We start from the raw sequence: 20187 nt of genomic DNA, 5'->3' as shown, positions 1-20187 counted from the left end.
TGATGGTTTGTTGTGGATAATATTTATAGTTTCATAATTTCCGCTATCAACAAAATTTAACCTTACTATATTACAGATTGTCCGAAGGACATTTTGTTCCTTTATTATTTAAAACATTGTTTAAGATATAAGGTGCAAAATCATCAGCAGCAGCCGGATGTGGTAAAACATTATACTGCAGCTGCTCAAACTCAGCTTTCAACTTTTCCAGCCGCTGGGGTATATCCTCTCGCACATGGTAGCCTGCAAAAATAAAAAGAGGAAAAATATTAAACTGCTCATATCCCTTCTTAACTAAATCCTCAATTACTGTTTCCAGCTGCGGAGAAGCAAATTCCAGACAGGCCCCTCTAATTAATACATAGCTCCCACTTGAATCAGATTTTCCAACCTGATCCGTCATTCCTGATAACGATTCAAACTCTTTTCTCTTTTTATTTTCAGAATTAATTTCATTTAACTTCTGAATAAAATTTTTAAACTCCTGCTTGCTTTCCTGACACTTACTTCCATGACTGACTACAACTAATACTTTTTGGCTGTCCATTATAATTCCGCCTTTAATTTTTTTAAAGCCTGATAATTGGCCGCAATTGTTCTTTCAAGATCAGCTTCACTCAGAGCCAGAGAAATAAAGTTAGCTTCAAATTGAGAAGGAGGGAGATAAATTCCGGCCTCTATCATTTCTCTAAAATAAGCTGCAAATAGTTTTTGATCACAGCTTTTGACATCCTGATAATTTTTTACTTTTTTGGCAGTAAAAAATAGAGTAAACATTGATCCAACTCGATTAAAATAGGCTGGAAATTCAAGCTCTTCAATATTCTTTTTAAATCCTTTTTCCAGTTTTTCTGCCTTTGCTTCCAGCTGAGTATAAATCTTTTTATTCTTTAATTCTTTTAAAGTAGCCAGCCCTGCCTGCATGGCCATTGGATTACCCGATAAAGTTCCTGCCTGATAAACGGGGCCAACTGGGGCAACATAATCCATAATTTCTCTTCGACCAGCATAGGCACCAACTGGCATTCCTCCCCCAATAATTTTACCAAAAGTACTTAAATCAGGCTCAATCTTATAAAGTTCCTGAGCACCACCCCGGGCCAGACGAAAACCTGTCATTACCTCATCAAAAATTAAAAGGGCACCATTTTTACGGGTTATTTTTCTTAAAAAATCTATATAACCTGGCTCAGGACCAATAACTCCCATATTTCCAGTTACCGGTTCTAAAATAATACCTGCAATCTCAGAACCATATTCCGTAAAAACCTTTTCTACAGCCTGCTGATTGTTATAAGGAACTACTATAGTTTCTTTAGCAGTATTTTCAGTCACACCCGGGCTGCCTTTGATACCCAGAGTAGCAGCACCAGACCCTGCATCAACCAGCAGACTATCTCCATGGCCGTGATAACAGCCTTCGAGTTTGATAATCTTATCTCTGCCTGTATAACCCCGGGCCAGCCTGATCGCACTCATGGTAGCTTCAGTTCCCGAATTGACCATCCGTACTTTGTCGACTGCCGGATAAAAATCCACTATTAGTTCCGCAATTTCCGTTTCAATTTCAGTTGGTGCACCAAAACTGGTTCCCTTTTTAAGCTGCTCTTTTAACTTTTTAATTACCTGAGGAGGATTGTAACCTAAAATCATTGGCCCCCAGGAATTAACATAATCTAAGTACTGATTACCGTCGATATCATAAAGATAAGCACCCTCACCTTTTTCGATAAAAATTGGATCCATTTCCACAGCCGAAAAAGCCCTGGCTGGACTGTTAACTCCACCCGGAATTACCTTTTCAGCTTTCTTAAAAGCTTTTGCTGATTTTTTTCTCTGATCTCCCATAAAAATCACTCCTTAGCTGATTACTTTCTTGAAAATATAAAAATTTAGCTTACTAATTTCCAACTCTATTTTTGCTTAGACTTTACTTAAATTTTAACTATCTCTGCATCACTTTTTTTATTAGCTAGGAAATTATACCTGATGGTTTGTTGTGAATAATATTTATAGTTTCATAATTTCCGCTATCAACAAAATTTAACCTTACTATATTATAGATTGTCCGAAGGACATTTTGTTCTTTCCGCTTTTAAAGTCTTCTTTCCTGTCCTCTTTTTTACCTCAAAAAAATCATTGACTCTGATATTTATTTCATTAAAAGGCAGTGGAATTTTAAAATTATCCCATCTTATTATTTTACAATTTTAAGTTAATCATTTAACCAGCGAGCAGCACTATCAGCCCAGTATGTAATGATAATATCTGCACCTGCTCTCTTAATTGATATTAAAATTTCTAAAGCAACACTTTTCTCATCAATCCAGCCCTTTTCTGCTGCTGCTTTAACCACTGCATATTCTCCACTTACATTATAGGCTGCAATTGGCAGGTTAAAGTTAAGGCTAGCTTTCTGAATAATATCTAAATAAGATAGTGCAGGTTTAACCATAATAATATCTGCACCCTCTTCAATATCCAGTTTCATTTCTTTTAAGGCTTCGTCGGAATTAGCAGGATCCATCTGGTAGCTGCTGCGGTCACCCTCAGCTGGAGCCGAATGTGCTGCATCACGAAAAGGTCCATAAAAAGCGGAATGATATTTGGCAGAATAAGCCATGATTCCTACTTCTGTAAATCCATTCTGATCTAAAGCCTGCCTTATTTTAGCTACTCGACCATCCATCATATCCGAAGGAGCAATCATATCTGCTCCTGCTTCTGCATGAGATATTGCGATTTTTGCCAGCCTGCTTAAAGTAGCATCATTTTTGACCTTACCTCCTTCTAAAATACCGCAGTGGCCGTGATCCGTATACTGGCATAAACAGAGGTCAGTGATTACCAGAAGTTCTGGAAAGTTGTTTTTTAGACTGCGTACAGCCTGCTGTACTATTCCATCCTGCTGCCAGGCACTGGAACCTTCTGCATCTTTGTATTCAGGGAGTCCAAAAAGTATAACAGCTCTGATCCCCAGATCTATCAGTTCCTCAACTTCTTTTAGCAGCTGATCTAGGGATAAATGATAATTATCAGGCATTGAAGAAATTTCTTCTCTAATATTCTCCCCCTTAACTACAAATAAGGGCTTAACAAAATCTGCAGCAGATAAATTTGTCTCTCGAACTAAATCTCTAATACTTTGAGAACTGCGCAGTCTCCGTGGTCTATTTATTAAATTCATTTAAAACTTCCCCCTTAAATTAACTTTATTTATTTTAAGAATAATATTTTAAAATAGCAGTAAATAAGCCTTCGAGCGTATATTCTGCAGCCGATATTTTAACATTAAGACCATAATCACCGGCTTTATCAGCTGTCACCGGTCCAATACAGGCGATCGGAATTTCTTTTAGCTGCCGCCAGAGCTGCTGATCACTAATCTTTTCTGCTGTTTCAAACTCTAAAATTTGATTTTGATTCTCAATTAATTTCTCTACCCCGCTGATAAAATTTTCAACAGTCGAAGAACTGGTAAAAGTTAATAAATCAAGTTCATCATTTAGAAGCAGCTCCAACATTTCTGCTTCCAATTTTACTGGCTCTGTTCTGTAGGCCTCAACATTATTGACTTTCGCCCCCAGCTTTTTAAGTTCTTTTTCCAGCAGCTGTGGTGCAATATCAGCCCGCGGCAGTAAAAATGAGGCCTGACTGAGATTAATTTTATTCTCGCTTTCAAGCTTCTTTAAATATTCCAAAATTCCAGCTGTTGAATAATCAGCTGGTATAAAATCTGCTCTAATGCCATTCTGCTTTAATTCAGCTGCCGTTTTAGAACCAATTGTTATAACTTTGATTCCGGCCAGAGCTCTTAAATCGAGCTGCTGACTTTCCAGAGCCTCCATAAAATATTTAACCCCATTAACTGAAGTAAATATTATATGAGTATATTCAGCTAAATTTTTAACGGCTTTTTGCAGAGGTTTAATATTTTGAGCTTCCTTGATCCTGATTGTAGGTGCTAAAACCGCATTACCGGCTTCGGCCTCTATCAGATTTACAAAAGAAGATGCCTGTTTCCGGGGACGGGTGACTAGAATATTTTTCCCGAGCAGTTTTTTATTTTCAAACCAGCCTAACTTTTCTCTTAAATTAACAACCTTACCTATTACAATCACTGCCGGCGGCTTAAAATCTGCAGCCTCAACTTTCTCTACAATATTAGCCAGAGTCCCGGTTAAAGTCTCCTGATGGGAGCGAGTTCCCCAGCGAACGAGAGCAGCGGGTGTGTCTGGATTTTTACCTGCCTCTAAAACTCTTTCTACAATCTGAGGCAGTTTACCGACTCCCATCAAGACTACCAGAGTATCCACAGCTGCTGCAATTTTTTCAATTTTAATTGTACTCTCTTCTTTATCAGCCGCCTCATGTCCGGTAATCACAGCAAAAGAAGAAGCCAGATGTCTCTGAGTCAGCGGAATTCCTGCATAAAGCGGAACTGCCAGAGAAGAACTGATCCCGGGGATTATTTCAAAATCAATCCCGGCCTCTTTTAATTTTAAAGCTTCTTCACCTCCGCGCCCATAAATAAAGGGATCGCCTCCTTTCAGACGGCAAACCGTTTTTCCTGCTTCAACTTTTTCGACCATCAGAGTTTCAATTTCACTCTGGGTATAATGATGGTCCTCTGCTTTTTTGCCAACATAAATTTTTTCAGCCTCACTACCGGCATATTCCAAAAAACGATCATTTGCCAGTCTGTCATATAACACAACATCTGCTTTTTCGATTGCTTTTTTAGCTTTTAATGTTAAAAGATCCGGATCACCAGGACCTGCTCCAGTTAAATACACCTTTGCTTCCATTTTTTATGCCCCTTTTATCTATCCTTATAATTCTTTTAATTGATATTCCACAATATTCTTCTCTTTCAGTTTAAAATTAATTATTTTGCAGACTGGCTAAGATTTCTGCTCCCCCGGCTGCTTTAATTTCCCGGGCCAACTTTCGTCCCAGCTTTTGAACAGAATTTAAGTTTAAATCATTTGTACTGACTTTTCTTCTAATTATTCTGCTGCCGTCAAGTTCTCCAGCGGCAGCTGTTAAAGTTAATTTTTGGTCTTCAATTACAGCCTCTGCTGCCAGAGGTGCATGACAACCAGCTTTCATTTCTTTTAAAAAAGCATGTTCTGCCCAGACTTCCAGAGCTGTAGTTTGTGCTTCAGTTTCTTTTAGAATCTTTTTAAGCTCAGTACTTTCTTTTCTGATCTCTACTGCTACTGCTCCCTGTCGGGCAGCGGGAAGACAGATCTCAGTTGATAAATATTCTGTAATCTGATCTTGAAGTCCCAACCGCTCCAGTCCGGCCGCAGCTAAAATAACACCATCCAAATTTTGAGTTTTAATCTTTTTTAATCTTGTTTCTATATTTCCTCTGATCGGAACAATCTCTAAATCAGAACGGTAAGCTAAAAGCTGTGATTTGCGGCGCAGACTACCTGTTCCCAGTCTTGCTCCTTCGGGTAGTTCCGCCAGCTTCTTTTCTGCCCCGGCAAGAACATCATGTCGGTTGGCCCGATCAATAACAGCTGCCACCTCTAAATCTTCGGGCAGCTCTGTCGGTAAATCCTTAAAACTGTGGACTGCCAGATCAATTTCTCCAGCCAGCAGTGCTAGCTCTATTTCTCTCACAAAAATACCTTCTCCATTTATTTCAGAAAACTTTTTATCTCTTTCGCGATCACCGGCTGTCGAAATTTCTTTAATCTCAAATTCTACTTCCGGAAATTTGTTCTGCAGCTTTTCTTTTACTAGCTGACACTGTTTTAAGGCCAGATTACTGCTGCGAGTTCCTATAATATAATTTTTCTTCAATTTAATCATCCCTGTTCCTTAATTTACTTCTATTTTCTTAATTTTATAACAGAAAGGTGCTTAATTGCAAAATTAAAGTTCCCAGTGCAAAAATTCCAGAATTAGAATCATGCATAATCTTTATAGTTTTAGCTTGATCTCTACCGGCAAAAATAAATGACAAAAAGTATTCACCCAGGATAATAATCACGCCAGCAGCAGTCCCTGATAACTGCCACAATTCCGAATTAAAATAGCCTAGCTTCTTAATTTAAAATATTTAATTTCCGCTCCTGCTGACTCTGCTCTCAATTATATATAATTTTTTTGCTGCTGACACTTATAACAGCTCCCTTCAAATTGAATATGATTTATCTATTACTTTTTGCGAAAGTTTATCATTATGAGAAACTAAAACAAAGGGCTGAGAGATTTTCTTTAAAATATAAACCATTCTTGCTGCTGATTCTTTATCAAGACTGGCAAAAGGCTCATCTAACAAAAGCAGTTCTGGTTCCATTGCCAGCACTGAAGCAAAGGCAATTATTTTCTTCTGCCCCTGAGAAAGATTATAACTTGCTTTTTTTTCGAAACCTTCCATTTCAACCAGCTTCAATTTTTCTTCAACAATTTTTTTTGCCTGACTGCGGCTCTTACCAAGATTAATCGGACCAAAGGCAATATCTTCTTCTACTGTTGGACAAAATAATTGATTATCTGAATCCTGAAATAAATACCCAACTCTTTCCCTTACTTCTAAAAAATCTTTTTCTTTTTTTCTTTCCTTTCCAAAAATATGTAGTTTACCTTTTTGAGCTTTAATTAAACCCATTATCAGCTTAAAAACAGTAGTTTTTCCGGCACCATTTGAACCTTTTAGCGCAATTCTTTCTCCAGCTTTAATTTCAAAATCAAAAGCCTCTAAAACTTTATTTCCATCTTCATATTCAAAATAAATATTTTCTAATTTTATCATTATTAAATCAATCCCTTTTCAATAGCTAATAAGAATATTAAAAACAGAGATGAAACTATTATAAACAGATAGTCCTTTTGTTTTAATTTAAAATGATCTATCATTACAAAATCTCCTTTAAAACCCCGGCAGATCATTGCCTGATAAACTTTTTGGGATCTTTCGTAGCTTTTTATCAATAACATTGCAATCAAATAAGCATATGATCTATAGGTGTGCAGATTAGTTTTTGCCTTAAATGCTCTAAGCAGCATAGCCTGATGTATTGTATTAAATTCCTTTTTTATTACATATAAATATCTATAAACAAAAAATAATAAATAAATTAGTTTTGGCGGAATCCGGAGCCTGCTCATTGCATGGATTAAATCCAGAACTGGAGAAGTAGATAACAATGAAATCACTAATAAGATAATACTGTTTGATCTTAAAGTAATTTTCAAAGCATAGAAAAGCCCTTCTCTGGAAACCGAAAACTGCCAGACAGTCAAAATTTCTTTGCCAGGAAAAGTAAACGGAATAAAAATCCAGATTAAACAAATAAATAAATTAAACAGCAGGAGTCTTTTTAAGAGATATTTAAAATCAATTTCAATTGAAATTATTAAAATCACTGCTAAAGCAAAAAACAGGCTCAAAGTCTTTAATTCATTTGATAAAGCAATTAGAAAAGAAAAAAATAATCCAACCACTAATTTGGCCCGGGGATCAAGTCCATGAATCCAGCTGGAACCAGCCGCTAATTTTTCTTCCAGCATTATTAATTTTCTCTCTTTTTAAAATAAAAATAAAGACCCATTAGTCCAAATATATAACCTATTCCACCAATTATCTCCGTCATTCCTGGACCACTATTAGACAACTGATCTAAATCATGATTAATAGGGGCCAGTTTTTTATCCAGCTCTTCACTAACTATTATTCGTAATTGTTCTTCACTAACATCATTTACTGCTTCCATTTTTGATTCAGAATTTGAACTTTGGAACTCAGCTGGAAGTTTAGATCTTTTTACAATATATTGAGCCTGATGACCCAGATTATCGTTTAAAACTAATTTCAGATCTTCCAGTACAGGTATTTTAAACTCTACTATTCCATTTTCATCAGTCTGATAGGTGTTTAAAAGATAACCGTGCTCATCATAAATATTAATCTCAGAATTTTTTATAGCTGCTCCATCTGAAAAAGAAGCTTCAGCAATAATTTTGTTTCCCTCTACATAGGCATCTAAATGAACTCCGTGAGCCAGAACTGCAGAGGTTAAAAATAACAAAACAGCTAACAATAAAAGTAACAAAATTGATTGATTTAATTTATTAAACATCTTCTTTGATTCCCCCTAAAATATTTATATTTATTTTTTTGATTGAAAAAACTACAAATACAGTTATTATTCCTTCAATAATTATAACTGGTAAATATGAGACAACCGACAGTTTTGCAATTTCTAAAAATGATTGTTCTGTAAAAACCAGAGAAAAAGCAACCAGAATAGAAGTTAAGAAAACTGAAAAACCTCCACTGATAAAAGAAAGAATACCTAGCCGAAGATTACTATTTATCCTGGCAAAAGCGAATAGATAATAGGCTGCAATTCCAGGAAAAGCTATATTAAATGTATTAATACCCAGAGTGGTAATTCCTCCAAATTGAAATAAAATACTCTGTAAAAATAAAGAAATTAAAATTGCTGGAAAAATCTGCCAACCGAGTATTATACCGGCTGTACCATTTAAGATTAAATGGACACTTGTCGGCCCCAGCGGCAAATGAATTAAGGAAGCTACAAATAAAGCTGCCGATATTAAGGCAGTTCTAGGTATATCCTGGTCCTTCATTTTTTTTAATCCAACTGTCACTCCAGCTGCTGTAAGCACAGCTCCACTGATTAAAATTGGTGCAGACAAAACACCTTCCGAAATATGCATAGTCACCCTCCTCTTATAATATATATACTTAGTGATATTGAAATATATCACTATTTAAATATAAATTGTTTTTTTACTCAGTATTGTATAATAAATTGTGTAAATTAAATTTAGCTATCTTTTAACTTTTAATTGATTCAGTGATTTTATTTGAATAACACTGCTGAACACCCTTATATTCTCCAAGTCCCTGCAGTTGAATCTCAACCTGATAAGAAAATCATCTTTGGACTGGAAGATACCCAGGAGCTTGGTCATTCTCTTGCTCATGGCTCTTAGATCAGGGCTATACTGTTAAAGAAGTCACGCCTGCTCTAACCAAAAAAAAATCATCACAGTGCTAAATCTGATTAAATTGATGCTGAAGCGCTTGATAAAGCTGGTTAATTTAAATTTCCAGCAGACTTTAAAAAAGCTAATATCTAGTCTCGGAGGATTCTTAGCCTAAAAACCAACCCCATTTTCTTCCATGGAAATTTTTAACTTTATATAGGATGCCTTAAAAAGTAGATAAAAAAAGATCCCAACCATCAGATTGAGATTAAAAGTATATAATCATAATTAAAGTTACTTAAATCAAAAATCTAATAACTTTAAACAAACAGCTAAATTAAATAATTATCTACCTAATACCTGTTCCCAAGGTCATTTGTAAAATTTAATTTACTTAAAATTATCTCCTGATCATAAATTTTCAGCTCAGTTAGAGAACAATTATCTATCTGAAACTGCCAAAAATTTTCGAGCTTAATTGACAGAACAGCTATCAGTTATAATTTGATAACCCCTCCATGAGTAACCACCAGTATTTTATTGCCCTGATGTCTCTCAATAATCTTCTCGAAAAAAAACTTCTGATTCCAGTCAGCTTCTCCATATCTTAATAAATATAATCTGGTTAACATCAGATCTCCACCTTAAAGTTCTTCATTATGAAACTTCTTTCTTTCTATCAGCTGTGAAATAGCTTTTTCTATCTCTTTTTTAATTAATTGATATTCCGAGTCATTAGGCTGATAATTACTGTTAGATAAAATTTGGGGATTGTAATCAACTATAATTTTTCTTATTTTAGTTAAAAAGTCAGCAGAAGCTATTTCCCTGAAAATTAATTTTCTAAGTTCAATACTATCAATATCCTCTATAATTGCCTTCCTTTTTTCTGACATTATATCAAGCAGAAGCCGGTATTCAATCCCAAAATCAGATTCCAATTTTTTTCTAATATTTTTTGAAAGAGCAGGCAGATTTGAACCAGAAGCAGCAGTCAAAAGCAATTCACCTCTATTTACCACTGCTGGAACAGTAAAATCTGAAAGTTCAGCATTATCTATTATATTAACCAGAATATTTTTTCCTCTGGCCAGAAAAGCAATTCGTTGATTTAATTCTGAATTATCAGTGGTAGCAAAAACTAAAAATTGTCCAATTAAATCTTCATCTTTAAATTTTCTTTTTAAAAAAATATATTTTTCTGATTCCTGATTTAAATAGGGTAAGAATTCCCAATTAAATTCTGGAGAAATTATTTTTATCTGCGCTCTGGTCTGCAGTAAACGCTTAAATTTACGCAGTGCTACTTTACCCGCGCCTACAATTAATACATTTTTATCTTTTAAATTTAAATTTATCGGGTAAAATTTCACAGCTGTTCTCCTTTAAAAATACAATTATTCTTTTTCGCCTACTGCAAAAATTGTTTTTACAGCTTCTAATTGAGCTTCTTTTGGTTTTTTACTTTCTACCGCCAGCTCTTTAAGTCCAACAGTTGGCTGGTGTAATAATTTATTTAAGAGGCGGTGGGCCAGCTGTTCAATAATTTCTTCCGATTCAAGCTCTGAATTTCTAAGCTGATGCAAAGCTCTTTTCACTTCTTTTTCTTTAATATTCTGTGCATCCTCTCTCATTTCCTTAATCAAAGGGACACAGCGTCGTTCTCGCAGCCAGCGCTGAAAATTATATTTTTCTTCTTCAATTATTGCTTCTGCTTTAGTAACTTCATTTTCCCTTAAGTTTAAATTTTTATCAATTACCCTCTTTAAATCATCTATATTATATAAATGAACTCCAGGAAGCTCTTCAACATTTTGATCAATATCTCTTGGTAGAGCAATATCAATTAAAAACATTGGCCCATGTTTTTCCTTTACTGTATCTAAAAGATCATTTTTATGAAGTACTGTATGAGGAGCTGCTGTAGAAGCAATTATAATATCAACTTCTTCAACTCTAGCTTTAAATTCTTCCCAGTGAATAGCTTCTCCCCCATATTCAGCTGCCAGTTTCTGTCCATTAGCATAAGTACGGTTTGCCACCATAATTCCTTCTACACCATAATTAAGTAAGTTTTTAAGAGTTAACTCTGCTGTCTCACCAGCGCCGAGAATCATCACTTTTTCTCCCCTAAGGCTGCCAAAAATATCCCGGGCCAGCTCTACTGCCGCATAACTTATCGAAACCGCCCGCTCATTAATTTTAGTTTTAGTTCTTACCATTTTTCCAACTTTAATCGCTTCCAAACAGAGCTGATTTAAATAAGAGCCAGTTAGATTGTCTTCTTTATATTCTCTAAACTGTTTTTTAAGCTGTGCTAAAATCTGATCTTCTCCTTTGATCAGAGAATCAAGCCCGGCTGCCACCCGGTATAGATGTTCAACAGCCTGCAGATCATGGTACTGATAAAGATAGTCATTTAAGTCATTAATTTTATATCTAAAATGGCCTTTGAGAGTGTTTCCTAGCAGCTTATAAATATATTTTTTTAAAGTATTTCTAGTTTCAACTTCTTTTTCAGAATAAAGATAGATCTCAAAACGATTACAGGTATTTAATATAAAAAATTCTTTAAAACTATTTTTGCTCAATTCCTGTTTTAGTTCTTTTTTGATCTCAGCTGTTTTTTGAGAAAGCTGATCTCTAATTGAAATTGGAGCTGTTTTATGATTAATTCCAGATACTAAAAGCTGCATCAAAAGGCCTCCTTTTTTATAATTTTTATATCTTGTTTCTAAATTTTACTTTTACTCAACTTTAATTATATTACAAATTTTCTTCTACTGCAAAAAAGTTTGGAAGAACGATAGGTACCAGGTACAAATCGGACGATTTGTACCTGGTACCTATAAATTTATCTTTCTGGATGTTCTATTTTAATTTTTTAGACATTGTAACTTTTAAGGTTTTTGCGGAAGTTTTCTGTTAAGTCTTCCATCTGTTCAATATAACCTGTCATTTCTTTAATTTTTTCAGAATAATTATTAACGCTGGCACTCATTTCTTCACTGGAAGCTGAATTTTCCTGAGCAATTGCAGCCAGATTATTAAAGTTTTCAATGACTTCTCTAATTTTTTTTGTCTCAGTATTTAAGCTGTTTACTATATCGACAACCTGATTAGTAGCAGATTCAATATCATTGGTAGCACTATTACTTGATTTAGCAACTTCCTCTAGAGCTTGATTACTTGTCTCAAGATTGGTAAACTGCTCACTAATACTGGAGCTAAGAGTTTCAACATGTTCGGTAAACTCTCCCAGATTTTTTCTGATTGTTTCTACTGCCTGCTGAGATTCTTCGGCAAGTTTTCTTACTTCTTCTGCAACTACTGTAAAACCGCGACCATTATCAGAAGAACGGGCAGCTTCAATAGAAGCATTGAGTGAAAGCAGATTAGTCTGACCAGCAATATCTTCAACTGTATCTACAATTTCCATGATTGTCTCTATTTTTTCCGAAAGCTGTTTTCCTAACTGATTAACATTGGCAAATGCTTCTCGAACTCCACTGATCCTCTGATTAACATCAACAACAGCCTGGGTGGAAGAACGAATATTTGTAACAGCATTTTCTAAATTTTCACGGCTGTCCTGACCGGCTTCAACCAATTTTTCAATTTCTTCAACATTTTGATTGACGATATAAGCTGATTCTTCAGTTTCCTGAGCCTGAGCCTGAGCTCCCTTCGCAACTTCATCTACAACGGTTGCAATACTGTCAGAAACTTCTTCCATATCTTCTGCCAGCTCAACAAAATCTTTAGTAAAGTTGTGCATATCATCTGTTCCACCTTTTAAGAAAAGAATATCTTCTCTCAATTTGGCTTTTATCTGACGCAGTTTATTAAATAATCTTTCAAAATCATCAGCGGTTTTTAGTCTATTTTCATCATCAAGATTTAATATTTCTATTTTACTTAACTCATTATCAATTGCTTTAACCGGGGACATTAAAAGTCTGCTGATTAGGGCTAAAATAATACCCAGTCCGACAGCTGCAGCCAGATTAATTGTCCAACCTGCTGAAAACTGCGGTAGAGATGTTAAGGCAAAGCTTAAAACAAAAACAGTAAGCCCCATTTTAGCAGGAATACTTTTAAATATGCCCAGTCCCAGAATTTTAGAGAATAAGTATTTTTTTTCATTTCTAAATGATTTTTCAAAGCTAATATGTATAGTTAAGAAATCTCGTCCATCATCCAGGGTTCCTCTGTCAATTTCTTCAACTTCAATAGGAGTTTTAAAAAATGAAGAACTGCCCTCTAAAAGCCCTAAAAAATAATCGTACATCCCTCTTTCAGACTTATATGTCATTTCTATTTTATGGTCATTTAATTCCTTTGCCCGCAGGCGAGGAGGGTTGGCTCCTGGAATCATTTCTGTTAACTGCAGATGTACGGTGTCCATCAACATTAAAAAGTTTTTTAAAGTGCGATTGCTGAAATATGAGGGAAACCAGTTTGAAAAAGTTTCAATATTTTTCATCCCCATATTATGCCAGATTTCACCGGGCTTTTTACCTACCTCCTGTCCTATATATTTCATTAAATCCTTTGTTTTTTGATCTTCAATTGTTGTCATTGGTGTGATAATTAAATCTTCTTTAAATCCCGCTTTCTTTTTTGCACTGTTGACTACTTCCTCTCCATAAGTTTTGGTAAGAGTTTTAAGCCAGGTCGAAACGACTGTTCCCTTCATATACTTCCCCCCAGTAATAATTTTAATTTCAAAATTTCAATAGAATTTTTTCCTTTATCTTAAAACATAGTTTAAATAAAAATAGCTTAATAAATTAAGCTATATTTAATTATTCTTGATTGAGGAAATAATACCTGCTTTAAAAGCAAAAAAAAATTAGGTACCAACTGTATACTGCCAGGGTTTTCTCTGTCGGGTATTTCTAAGATTCTTAAAACATTTCTCATCTGTTTATCCTGTTTTTTTGTCTCCTAAAAGAACAGTAGAATCTTTAACTTCCTGGCCATCAATAATTACAATTTTAGATTTTAGAACTTTAATTTTAGCATTACTCTTAAGTCTTGATAGAAATAAAATATCAGCAGGAACTTTACCTGGAAGATGTTTGATCTCAAACTATTCTCAGTGGTCATTTAAGAATTCTGCTGCTTGAGATATTTTTCTACTTCAGCAGTATCCATTGAATTTAAAGTTACATATTCTGGCTGGGAAATGACTCAGAATATCTGCGAATTCTTTACTGTTTGGGACTTCATTATTTCCTGTCTTTCAGCTTTAATTAACCTGTTTTTGGTTCTAAAAACATTTTATCAAAAAGAGAGTCTTCTTTTTAATTTTTTAGATAATTTCAAAATGAATCTCCAAAACTTATTTTACACCACGACCAAAATACTTCATACTGGTTTTCTTTAATTCTTCCGTCGAATATAAAATTTGATAATCTTCGATCTTATACTTTTCAACCAGCTGATTAACCTTCTTTTCCAGTTCTTCTTTATTTTTAGCGTGCATCATTGCATAAAAATTATAGGGCCAGTTTTGATAAGTCTGGCGCTGATAACAGTGGCTCACTGCTTCCAGTTTAGAAATTTCCTTTCCCAGCTGATCAATCTCCTGCTTACTAAAATGGCAAACAAACATTCCATTTGCCTGATAACCTGAATCTCTATGGTGTAAAATAGCAGAAATTCTTTTTAAAATTTTTTTTCTTTAAGCTTCTGCAGTCTTGTTAAAAGTTCAGCCCGATCAATGTTTAAATCTTCAGCTATTTTCTGATAGGGGTTTAAGTTCAGTGGTATATCAGTTTCTAAAACCTTAATAATCTTTTTATCAAGCTCATCCACGATTTCTCCGAATTTTTTATCAGAAATATTATTCATGATCATCACCGGCTTCCTCTTCCATTTTAAAAAAAACATTTAATTTAAAAAATTTCTCTTTTGGCAGCTGATAGAGTTCTTTTACTCCTGGCAAAGCTTTAATTTGTGCCAGAAAATTATCTTGCTCAAGTTCACTGGTAGTTGAGAGGGTAAACCAGAGATTTAATTGATGATCTCTGCGATAATTGTGAGTTACACCTGAGTGCTGATTGATAATTTCAGCTACCTGATAAAAGTTTTTTTCCTCCACTTTTAAGGCTACAAGAGTACTTTTATAACCCAATCTTGAAGATCTAAAAATTCCCCCCAGTCGACGAATATAACCTTCTTTTTTAAGCTTTTTAATTCGCCGCAGCAGTTCCTCTGCTTCGATTCCCAGTTCTGCCGCTATTTTTTGAAAAGGTGAGGCTTCTAATTTTAAGCCAGTCTGCAGTCTATCTAAAATTTTATTATCAATTTTTTCCATAAAAACAGCTCCTAAATAAAATAAGCTCCGCCTATGATTTTATAAACTGAACTTAATAATTATTAATTAAAATATTTAAAATAAATTTATAGATTATACATTAACTCCAGCTCAATCGCGGTCTGCTTCCAGAATTCCTGATGCAGACGGCTCTGATATTTCCAGCTTTTCTTCCTTTAATTCTCCATACTGATCACGATAAAGTCCAATTAGATTATTAACCTCTTCTGTTGAATACTTGTTAGCAAATTGCTCAACAATTTTTGCTTCTCTTTTTTCTACTATCTGAATCTGATTATATCACAGAACTACAGACCAGTATTTTCTATTGAGCAAAAGGGATCTGCTTTCATGTAGTCACCACTGTAATAATAAGCTCTGGCTCTACATCCTCTACAGCTGCTGCCATATTTGCAGCTGCCACATTTTCCTTCCCAGTCTAAAGTTCTCATCTCATTTAAAATTTTACTATTTTCCCAGATAGATTTAAAACTTTCTTCTTTAACATTTCCAACTTTAAGATCAAGATAGGCACAGGGCTGAACATCTCCTACAGGATTGACAATACAATAACTTACTCCTGCCAGACAGCCGTTTTTAAAGCGGGAGTTAATATCAAGCTGGTCAGCTGTGGCAATAAATTGAGGAGCACAGACAGGCTTAACCTCAATCTCTACCTCTTCCGATTTTCTCATAATTCTCTCTACTGCCAGCTGATATTCTTTTTTAGAAATCGCACTCTCTTCTATATAAGCTGCTCTTCCTGTGGGAACCATAAAGAAAATATGAGCTGCTTTGGCTCCAATTTGAGCTGAATAATCTATTATAGATTCTAACTCCCCCAGATTCCAATCCATAACAGTCATATGAGTTTGAAAAGGAATACCTACTTTTTTAAGTTCCAGAAAGGCATTTTCCACTCTGGCAAAAAGTCCTTCTTCTCCCCTGAATCGATCATGTTTTTCAGCATTAACACTATCTAAACTTATACCTGCTGCTAGAACACCAGCCGCTTTTAATTCAAGAGCAGCTGCAGCATCAATTAACCCTCCACCTGTTCCCAGTACAGGTCGAAGTCCAATTTTTGAAGCATAAGCCATTAACTCAAAAATATCATTCCTTAAGAGTGGTTCACCACCAGAAAAAACCATCAAATGAAAATTAGCTGCTTTAATCTGATCCAGCATTCTTTTTGCTTCAGCGGTATTTAATTCTTTCCCCATATCACTTCCTGCATCACGATAGCAGTGAGGACAGCTTAAATGACATTGATTTGTAGAATTCCAGGATATTATATTCATCTATAAATCTCCTCCGATTTCTTTTTTACTTAAATAACAGCCGGGATCGGCTCCCCATAAATCATCAGCTGCATAAGCACGAGCTCGAAGATTACCATTACAGATTTCTAAAAACCTGCAGTCTGCACAGCGGCCCTTAAGATGTTCTTTTCTGTTTCTCATTTTATTTAGAAATTCATTATTCTGATCCTGCCAGATCTCAGAAAATTTATTTTCTCTAATATTACCCAGGGTTCTAAAACGGCTAAATTGATCTGCAAAAACATCTCCCTTATGATCAATATTGGCAATTGCACTGCCGCTGCGGTTACCCCCACTTTTTAAAAGCTGACTGTAGATATATTCAGCCTGCTCCGGGTCATTTTCCTTAGTTTTTAAATATAGATAGGCCCCATCAGCATGGTTATCAACTGTTAATATTTCTCTGGGATCTCCCTGATCTATAAAATACTGAGTCCAGTCAATAATTTTATCGATTGTCATCTTTTTGTCCAGGTTATTCAATTCAGCTTCTTTAATATTTTCTCCACGACCTGAATAAACCAGATGATAAAAACAGATGCGGGGAATATTCTCCTTTTCAATCAGCTGAAAAAGCTCATCAATTTGCTGATAATTATCCTGATTAATGGTGAAACGAAGTCCAACTTTTTGTCCATGTTTCTGACAGATTCGGATTCCATCTAAAGCAGCGTTAAAGGCTCCGTTTTTGCCGCGGAATTGATCATTGACAGCTTCTAGACCATCAAGACTGATCCCGATATAGCTAACTCCCAGAGATTTTAATTGCTCAACCATCTTTTCTATCAGCAGAGTTCCATTGGTAGAAATTACAACCCTTAAATTTCTGCTTTTAGCCTTTTTAATCAAATTAAATAAATCAGGTCTTAAAAGTGGTTCTCCGCCTGATAAAAGTAAAACTGGGACTTTAAAATTGGCCAGTTGATCAATTAAAGCAAAGGCCTCTTTTGTATTTAAAGTTTCATCTTTTTTAACTGCAGTAGAATTTGAATAACAGTGTTTACAATTCAAATTACACTGAGAATTAATATTCCAGGCAACAACAGGCCCCAGGCCAGGCCGGGTACCAATTGGGGATTTACTGCAGTCTTTATCATAGCGAAGCTGATCCCCATAAGTATTAAATTCTGTCAGCATTTTAGTTATATTAAACATATTTCACCTCTATTTGATAGTGATTGTATGAGTGCATTTAAATTCTTCTTCCGCTTTTAAGTTATTAATTCCTTCTTTTTCTTTAATTTTATATTTAATTTTAAATCTAAATTTAAATAAATATTTTTTTAATGTATCTTCATTTTCCTCTAAAACATAAGTTAAGTACTTTTATCCTGATCCACTAATTTAAATTCATTATCTCTGGCAAAACCATGCTGAGTCATCTTTTAAGACCTTTTCCATTAGCTGTAGTAACCCACCAACTAAAATAATAGGGACCTCAACTTCTGCTGCTATCTCTGCCTCATATTTTCTGAAATAGGATTCTTCTTTTAAGTAATCAAGACCCCTTTTTCTAACAGTGGTATCCTCATTTTAGGCTCCAACAACCCCACTGATCTCTATTGCATGCATCTATTCCTAACTCATCTAAACGCTGACAGATATATTTGCAATCTTTAAAGTCAGAACTATTAATCTTAATCATAATTGTAAAATCTGCCCCTACTTTTTCTCTCACAGCAGCTAGTGTTCAAAAATAATTCTGCCTCTATTTTCAATACGCCCTCCATATTCATCAGTTCTTTTATTATAATGGGGACCTAAAAACTGATTATAGAGATAGCCGTGAGCAGCATGAAACTGAACTTCCATAAATAGCATGTGACACAAGCCGAAGGACCTAAAATAGTTCTGTTTTCTGTAACAAAAGCATAGCCTGTAATAATTGTGCCAACTTCACCTTGGGCAAGGTCTTGATAAACTTTAACTAGTTTTTCAATCTAATCTATTTTAAGTTTATAAAGCTTTTTTATAAATATTTAATACATCCTGTTTTGTCAAAGGTTTAAAGTTGCCTAATTTGCCTCTTCTGGTAGCTTGTTTAGCCATTTCTTTTAATTTTTCTGCTTCAATCCCAACTTCACTCAAATTCGAAGGGATTCCTAGTAAATTAAAATACTCTCTTGTTTTTTCGATAGCAGTTTGGGCTATTTCATATTTATCATTATCAGAATTAATTCCCCAAACATTAACACCATATTCGACAAATTTATCTACTGTCTTTTTATTTAAGGAATATTCCATCCAATAAGGAGTTAAAATTGCAAGTCCCGTACCATGAGTAATGTCGTAAAAAGCACTAAGCTCATGTTCCATTGCATGTACACTCCACTCTGTTTCTTTACCATCACTTAAAAGACCATTTATAGCCAGACTAGCTGTCCACATCAAATTAGCTCTTGCCTCATAATTTTCAGGTTCTTGAAGAGCTTTTGTCCCATAATTGATACATGTTTTTAAAAGAGCCTCTGCCATTCTATTTTGCACATATGCTCCTTTTGTTTTACTAAAATATACTTCGAAAATATGACTCATTATATCTGCTGTACCAGCTGCTGTGTGTTTTTGAGGAACTGTAAATGTATAAGTTGGGTCTAAGATAGAAAATTTAGGAGCCATACTTGGATGACCAGTTCCTAATTTTTCTTTGGTCTCTAAATTGGTAATTACAGCTCCGGCATTCATTTCCGAACCTGTAGCAGCTAGAGTTAAAATAGTTGCAATTGGCAGCGAATCCTCTATTTTACTTGGATCAGTAACTATTTCCCAGGGATCTCCATTATAATAAAAGCCTGCACCTATAACTTTGGCACAATCAATTGTACTTCCTCCCCCAACTGCCAGGATAATATCTATTCCTTGTTCTTGACAGATTTCTATTCCTTTTCTAACACTTGAAATTCGAGGATTAGGCTTTACTCCTCCTAGTTCCCAAAAATTGATATCATTTTCATTAAAAATTTCTATTAGATTATCATAAATACCATTTCTTTTTATACTACCTCCACCATAAACAAGCAAAACATTAGAACCATATTTCTTTATGTTTTCTGCCAGTAAGTCGATTTTATTCTTGCCAAAAAATACTTTTGTTGGGACTGAATAATTAAAGTTTAGCATTATTTACTTCACTCTCCTTAATTTGATTTACAGTTAATTAATCTATTTTTTTCTATAATTAATTATTTTATATAATTTATAACATCCATATTTCTTTTTGAAGGTACTGTTGGAATATCTTCTCCTTTATAGCCTAAAGCTACTGCACAAAACGGTTTATAACCTGTGGGCAAATCTGATTTTTTAATATTTTCTTCATTTTGAAAAAAGAACCTAGTCAGACCAATCCAGACCCCACCTAGATCAATACTTTCGGCAGCTATTAACATATTTTCTACTATTTCTGACTCTTTTGGCCCAATAATTTTTCTGCTGCTTCTTTTTTAATCAAATCATAGACCTGCTGCAGACTCATATTCTTTTCTGCCGCTATCTGCCTGCATTCTTCGTATTCCGGAGAATACTTAATTAATTCTCCCTTATAATAAGCAGCCTTAATTGTGA

General features: G+C 34.7%; 21 protein-coding genes and 1 pseudogene. All 22 read right to left on the bottom strand.

Annotated elements, in window-relative coordinates; genetic code table 11:
* Window positions 1–70 precede the first annotated feature (70 nt).
* The 22 genes and pseudogenes from CI949_RS07075 to larC all read right to left on the bottom strand — a co-directional run bounded on the left by CI949_RS07075 (window position 71) and on the right by larC (window position 20182).
* The gene (locus CI949_RS07075; RefSeq protein WP_133505679.1) at window positions 71–547 is read right to left on the bottom strand and encodes a sirohydrochlorin chelatase; all 477 of its coding nucleotides are present in this window, start codon (window positions 545–547) and stop codon (window positions 71–73) included.
* On the bottom strand, window positions 547–1848 hold the full coding sequence (gene hemL / locus CI949_RS07070) for a glutamate-1-semialdehyde 2,1-aminomutase (protein ID WP_089655324.1): 1302 nt from the start codon (window positions 1846–1848) through the stop codon (window positions 547–549). Before hemL ends, CI949_RS07075 begins: the two co-directional genes overlap by 1 nt.
* Window positions 1849–2215: 367 nt before the next feature.
* Entirely contained in the window at window positions 2216–3187 is a 972-nt protein-coding gene (gene hemB, locus CI949_RS07065) for a porphobilinogen synthase (RefSeq protein ID WP_073158811.1), read from the bottom strand.
* A 34-nt stretch (window positions 3188–3221) separates the two neighbouring features.
* Complete coding sequence (gene cobA / locus CI949_RS07060; protein WP_089655326.1) at window positions 3222–4808, bottom strand: uroporphyrinogen-III C-methyltransferase; 1587 nt, start codon at window positions 4806–4808, stop codon at window positions 3222–3224.
* 76 nt (window positions 4809–4884) lie between these two features.
* Window positions 4885–5817, bottom strand: a complete 933-nt coding sequence (gene hemC, locus CI949_RS07055; RefSeq protein ID WP_290764561.1) for a hydroxymethylbilane synthase — start codon at window positions 5815–5817, stop codon at window positions 4885–4887.
* Window positions 5818–6151: 334 nt separating this feature from the next.
* Window positions 6152–6772 carry an energy-coupling factor ABC transporter ATP-binding protein gene (locus CI949_RS07050; RefSeq protein WP_089720710.1) on the bottom strand — a complete coding sequence of 207 codons (621 nt, stop codon included), beginning with the start codon at window positions 6770–6772 and terminating at the stop codon, window positions 6152–6154.
* Window positions 6773–6774: 2 nt separating this feature from the next.
* On the bottom strand, window positions 6775–7530 hold the full coding sequence (gene cbiQ, locus CI949_RS07045; RefSeq protein ID WP_290764556.1) for a cobalt ECF transporter T component CbiQ: 756 nt from the start codon (window positions 7528–7530) through the stop codon (window positions 6775–6777).
* A gap of 2 nt (window positions 7531–7532) precedes the next feature.
* A complete protein-coding gene (locus CI949_RS07040) occupies window positions 7533–8099 on the bottom strand; it encodes a hypothetical protein (protein ID WP_290764553.1) in 567 nt (188 codons plus the stop codon).
* On the bottom strand, window positions 8092–8703 hold the full coding sequence (gene cbiM / locus CI949_RS07035) for a cobalt transporter CbiM (protein WP_073158798.1): 612 nt from the start codon (window positions 8701–8703) through the stop codon (window positions 8092–8094). The genes CI949_RS07040 and cbiM overlap by 8 nt, the downstream gene beginning before the upstream one ends.
* A 626-nt stretch (window positions 8704–9329) precedes the next feature.
* A pseudogene (locus tag CI949_RS20910) lies at window positions 9330–9608 on the bottom strand (histidine phosphatase family protein).
* A gap of 12 nt (window positions 9609–9620) precedes the next feature.
* Window positions 9621–10349, bottom strand: coding sequence for a bifunctional precorrin-2 dehydrogenase/sirohydrochlorin ferrochelatase (locus tag CI949_RS07025; RefSeq protein ID WP_290764547.1), 729 nt, complete (start codon window positions 10347–10349; stop codon window positions 9621–9623).
* Window positions 10350–10373: 24 nt separating this feature from the next.
* Window positions 10374–11672 carry a glutamyl-tRNA reductase gene (hemA, locus tag CI949_RS07020; protein ID WP_073158793.1) on the bottom strand — a complete coding sequence of 433 codons (1299 nt, stop codon included), beginning with the start codon at window positions 11670–11672 and terminating at the stop codon, window positions 10374–10376.
* A 188-nt stretch (window positions 11673–11860) separates the two neighbouring features.
* Complete coding sequence (locus tag CI949_RS07015) at window positions 11861–13675, bottom strand: heme NO-binding domain-containing protein (protein ID WP_073158791.1); 1815 nt, start codon at window positions 13673–13675, stop codon at window positions 11861–11863.
* A 648-nt stretch (window positions 13676–14323) separates the two neighbouring features.
* Window positions 14324–14596 (bottom strand): hypothetical protein, encoded by a 273-nt coding sequence (locus CI949_RS07010; protein ID WP_290764541.1) that lies wholly within the window; start codon window positions 14594–14596, stop codon window positions 14324–14326.
* Between the two features lie 53 nt (window positions 14597–14649).
* Complete coding sequence (locus tag CI949_RS07005; protein ID WP_290764540.1) at window positions 14650–14841, bottom strand: AsnC family protein; 192 nt, start codon at window positions 14839–14841, stop codon at window positions 14650–14652.
* On the bottom strand, window positions 14828–15301 hold the full coding sequence (locus CI949_RS07000; RefSeq protein WP_073158788.1) for an AsnC family transcriptional regulator: 474 nt from the start codon (window positions 15299–15301) through the stop codon (window positions 14828–14830). The genes CI949_RS07005 and CI949_RS07000 overlap by 14 nt, the downstream gene beginning before the upstream one ends.
* A gap of 308 nt (window positions 15302–15609) precedes the next feature.
* Complete coding sequence (locus CI949_RS06995) at window positions 15610–16602, bottom strand: radical SAM/SPASM domain-containing protein (protein WP_073158785.1); 993 nt, start codon at window positions 16600–16602, stop codon at window positions 15610–15612.
* Window positions 16603–17778 (bottom strand): radical SAM/SPASM domain-containing protein, encoded by a 1176-nt coding sequence (locus CI949_RS06990; RefSeq protein WP_073158783.1) that lies wholly within the window; start codon window positions 17776–17778, stop codon window positions 16603–16605. It abuts the gene before it with no gap.
* 528 nt (window positions 17779–18306) lie between these two features.
* Window positions 18307–18444, bottom strand: a complete 138-nt coding sequence (locus CI949_RS06985) for a hypothetical protein (protein ID WP_089720718.1) — start codon at window positions 18442–18444, stop codon at window positions 18307–18309.
* A 135-nt stretch (window positions 18445–18579) separates the two neighbouring features.
* On the bottom strand, window positions 18580–19743 hold the full coding sequence (locus tag CI949_RS06980) for an iron-containing alcohol dehydrogenase (RefSeq protein WP_073158780.1): 1164 nt from the start codon (window positions 19741–19743) through the stop codon (window positions 18580–18582).
* Window positions 19744–19805: 62 nt separating this feature from the next.
* Window positions 19806–20012, bottom strand: coding sequence for a hypothetical protein (locus CI949_RS06975; protein WP_234971188.1), 207 nt, complete (start codon window positions 20010–20012; stop codon window positions 19806–19808).
* An 8-nt stretch (window positions 20013–20020) separates the two neighbouring features.
* Complete coding sequence (gene larC / locus CI949_RS06970; protein WP_290764571.1) at window positions 20021–20182, bottom strand: nickel insertion protein; 162 nt, start codon at window positions 20180–20182, stop codon at window positions 20021–20023.
* Between the last annotated feature and the right edge of the window lie 5 nt (window positions 20183–20187).

This window comes from Halanaerobium sp. (genome assembly GCF_003070835.1).
This window is presented reverse-complemented; position numbering and strand designations above follow the sequence as displayed.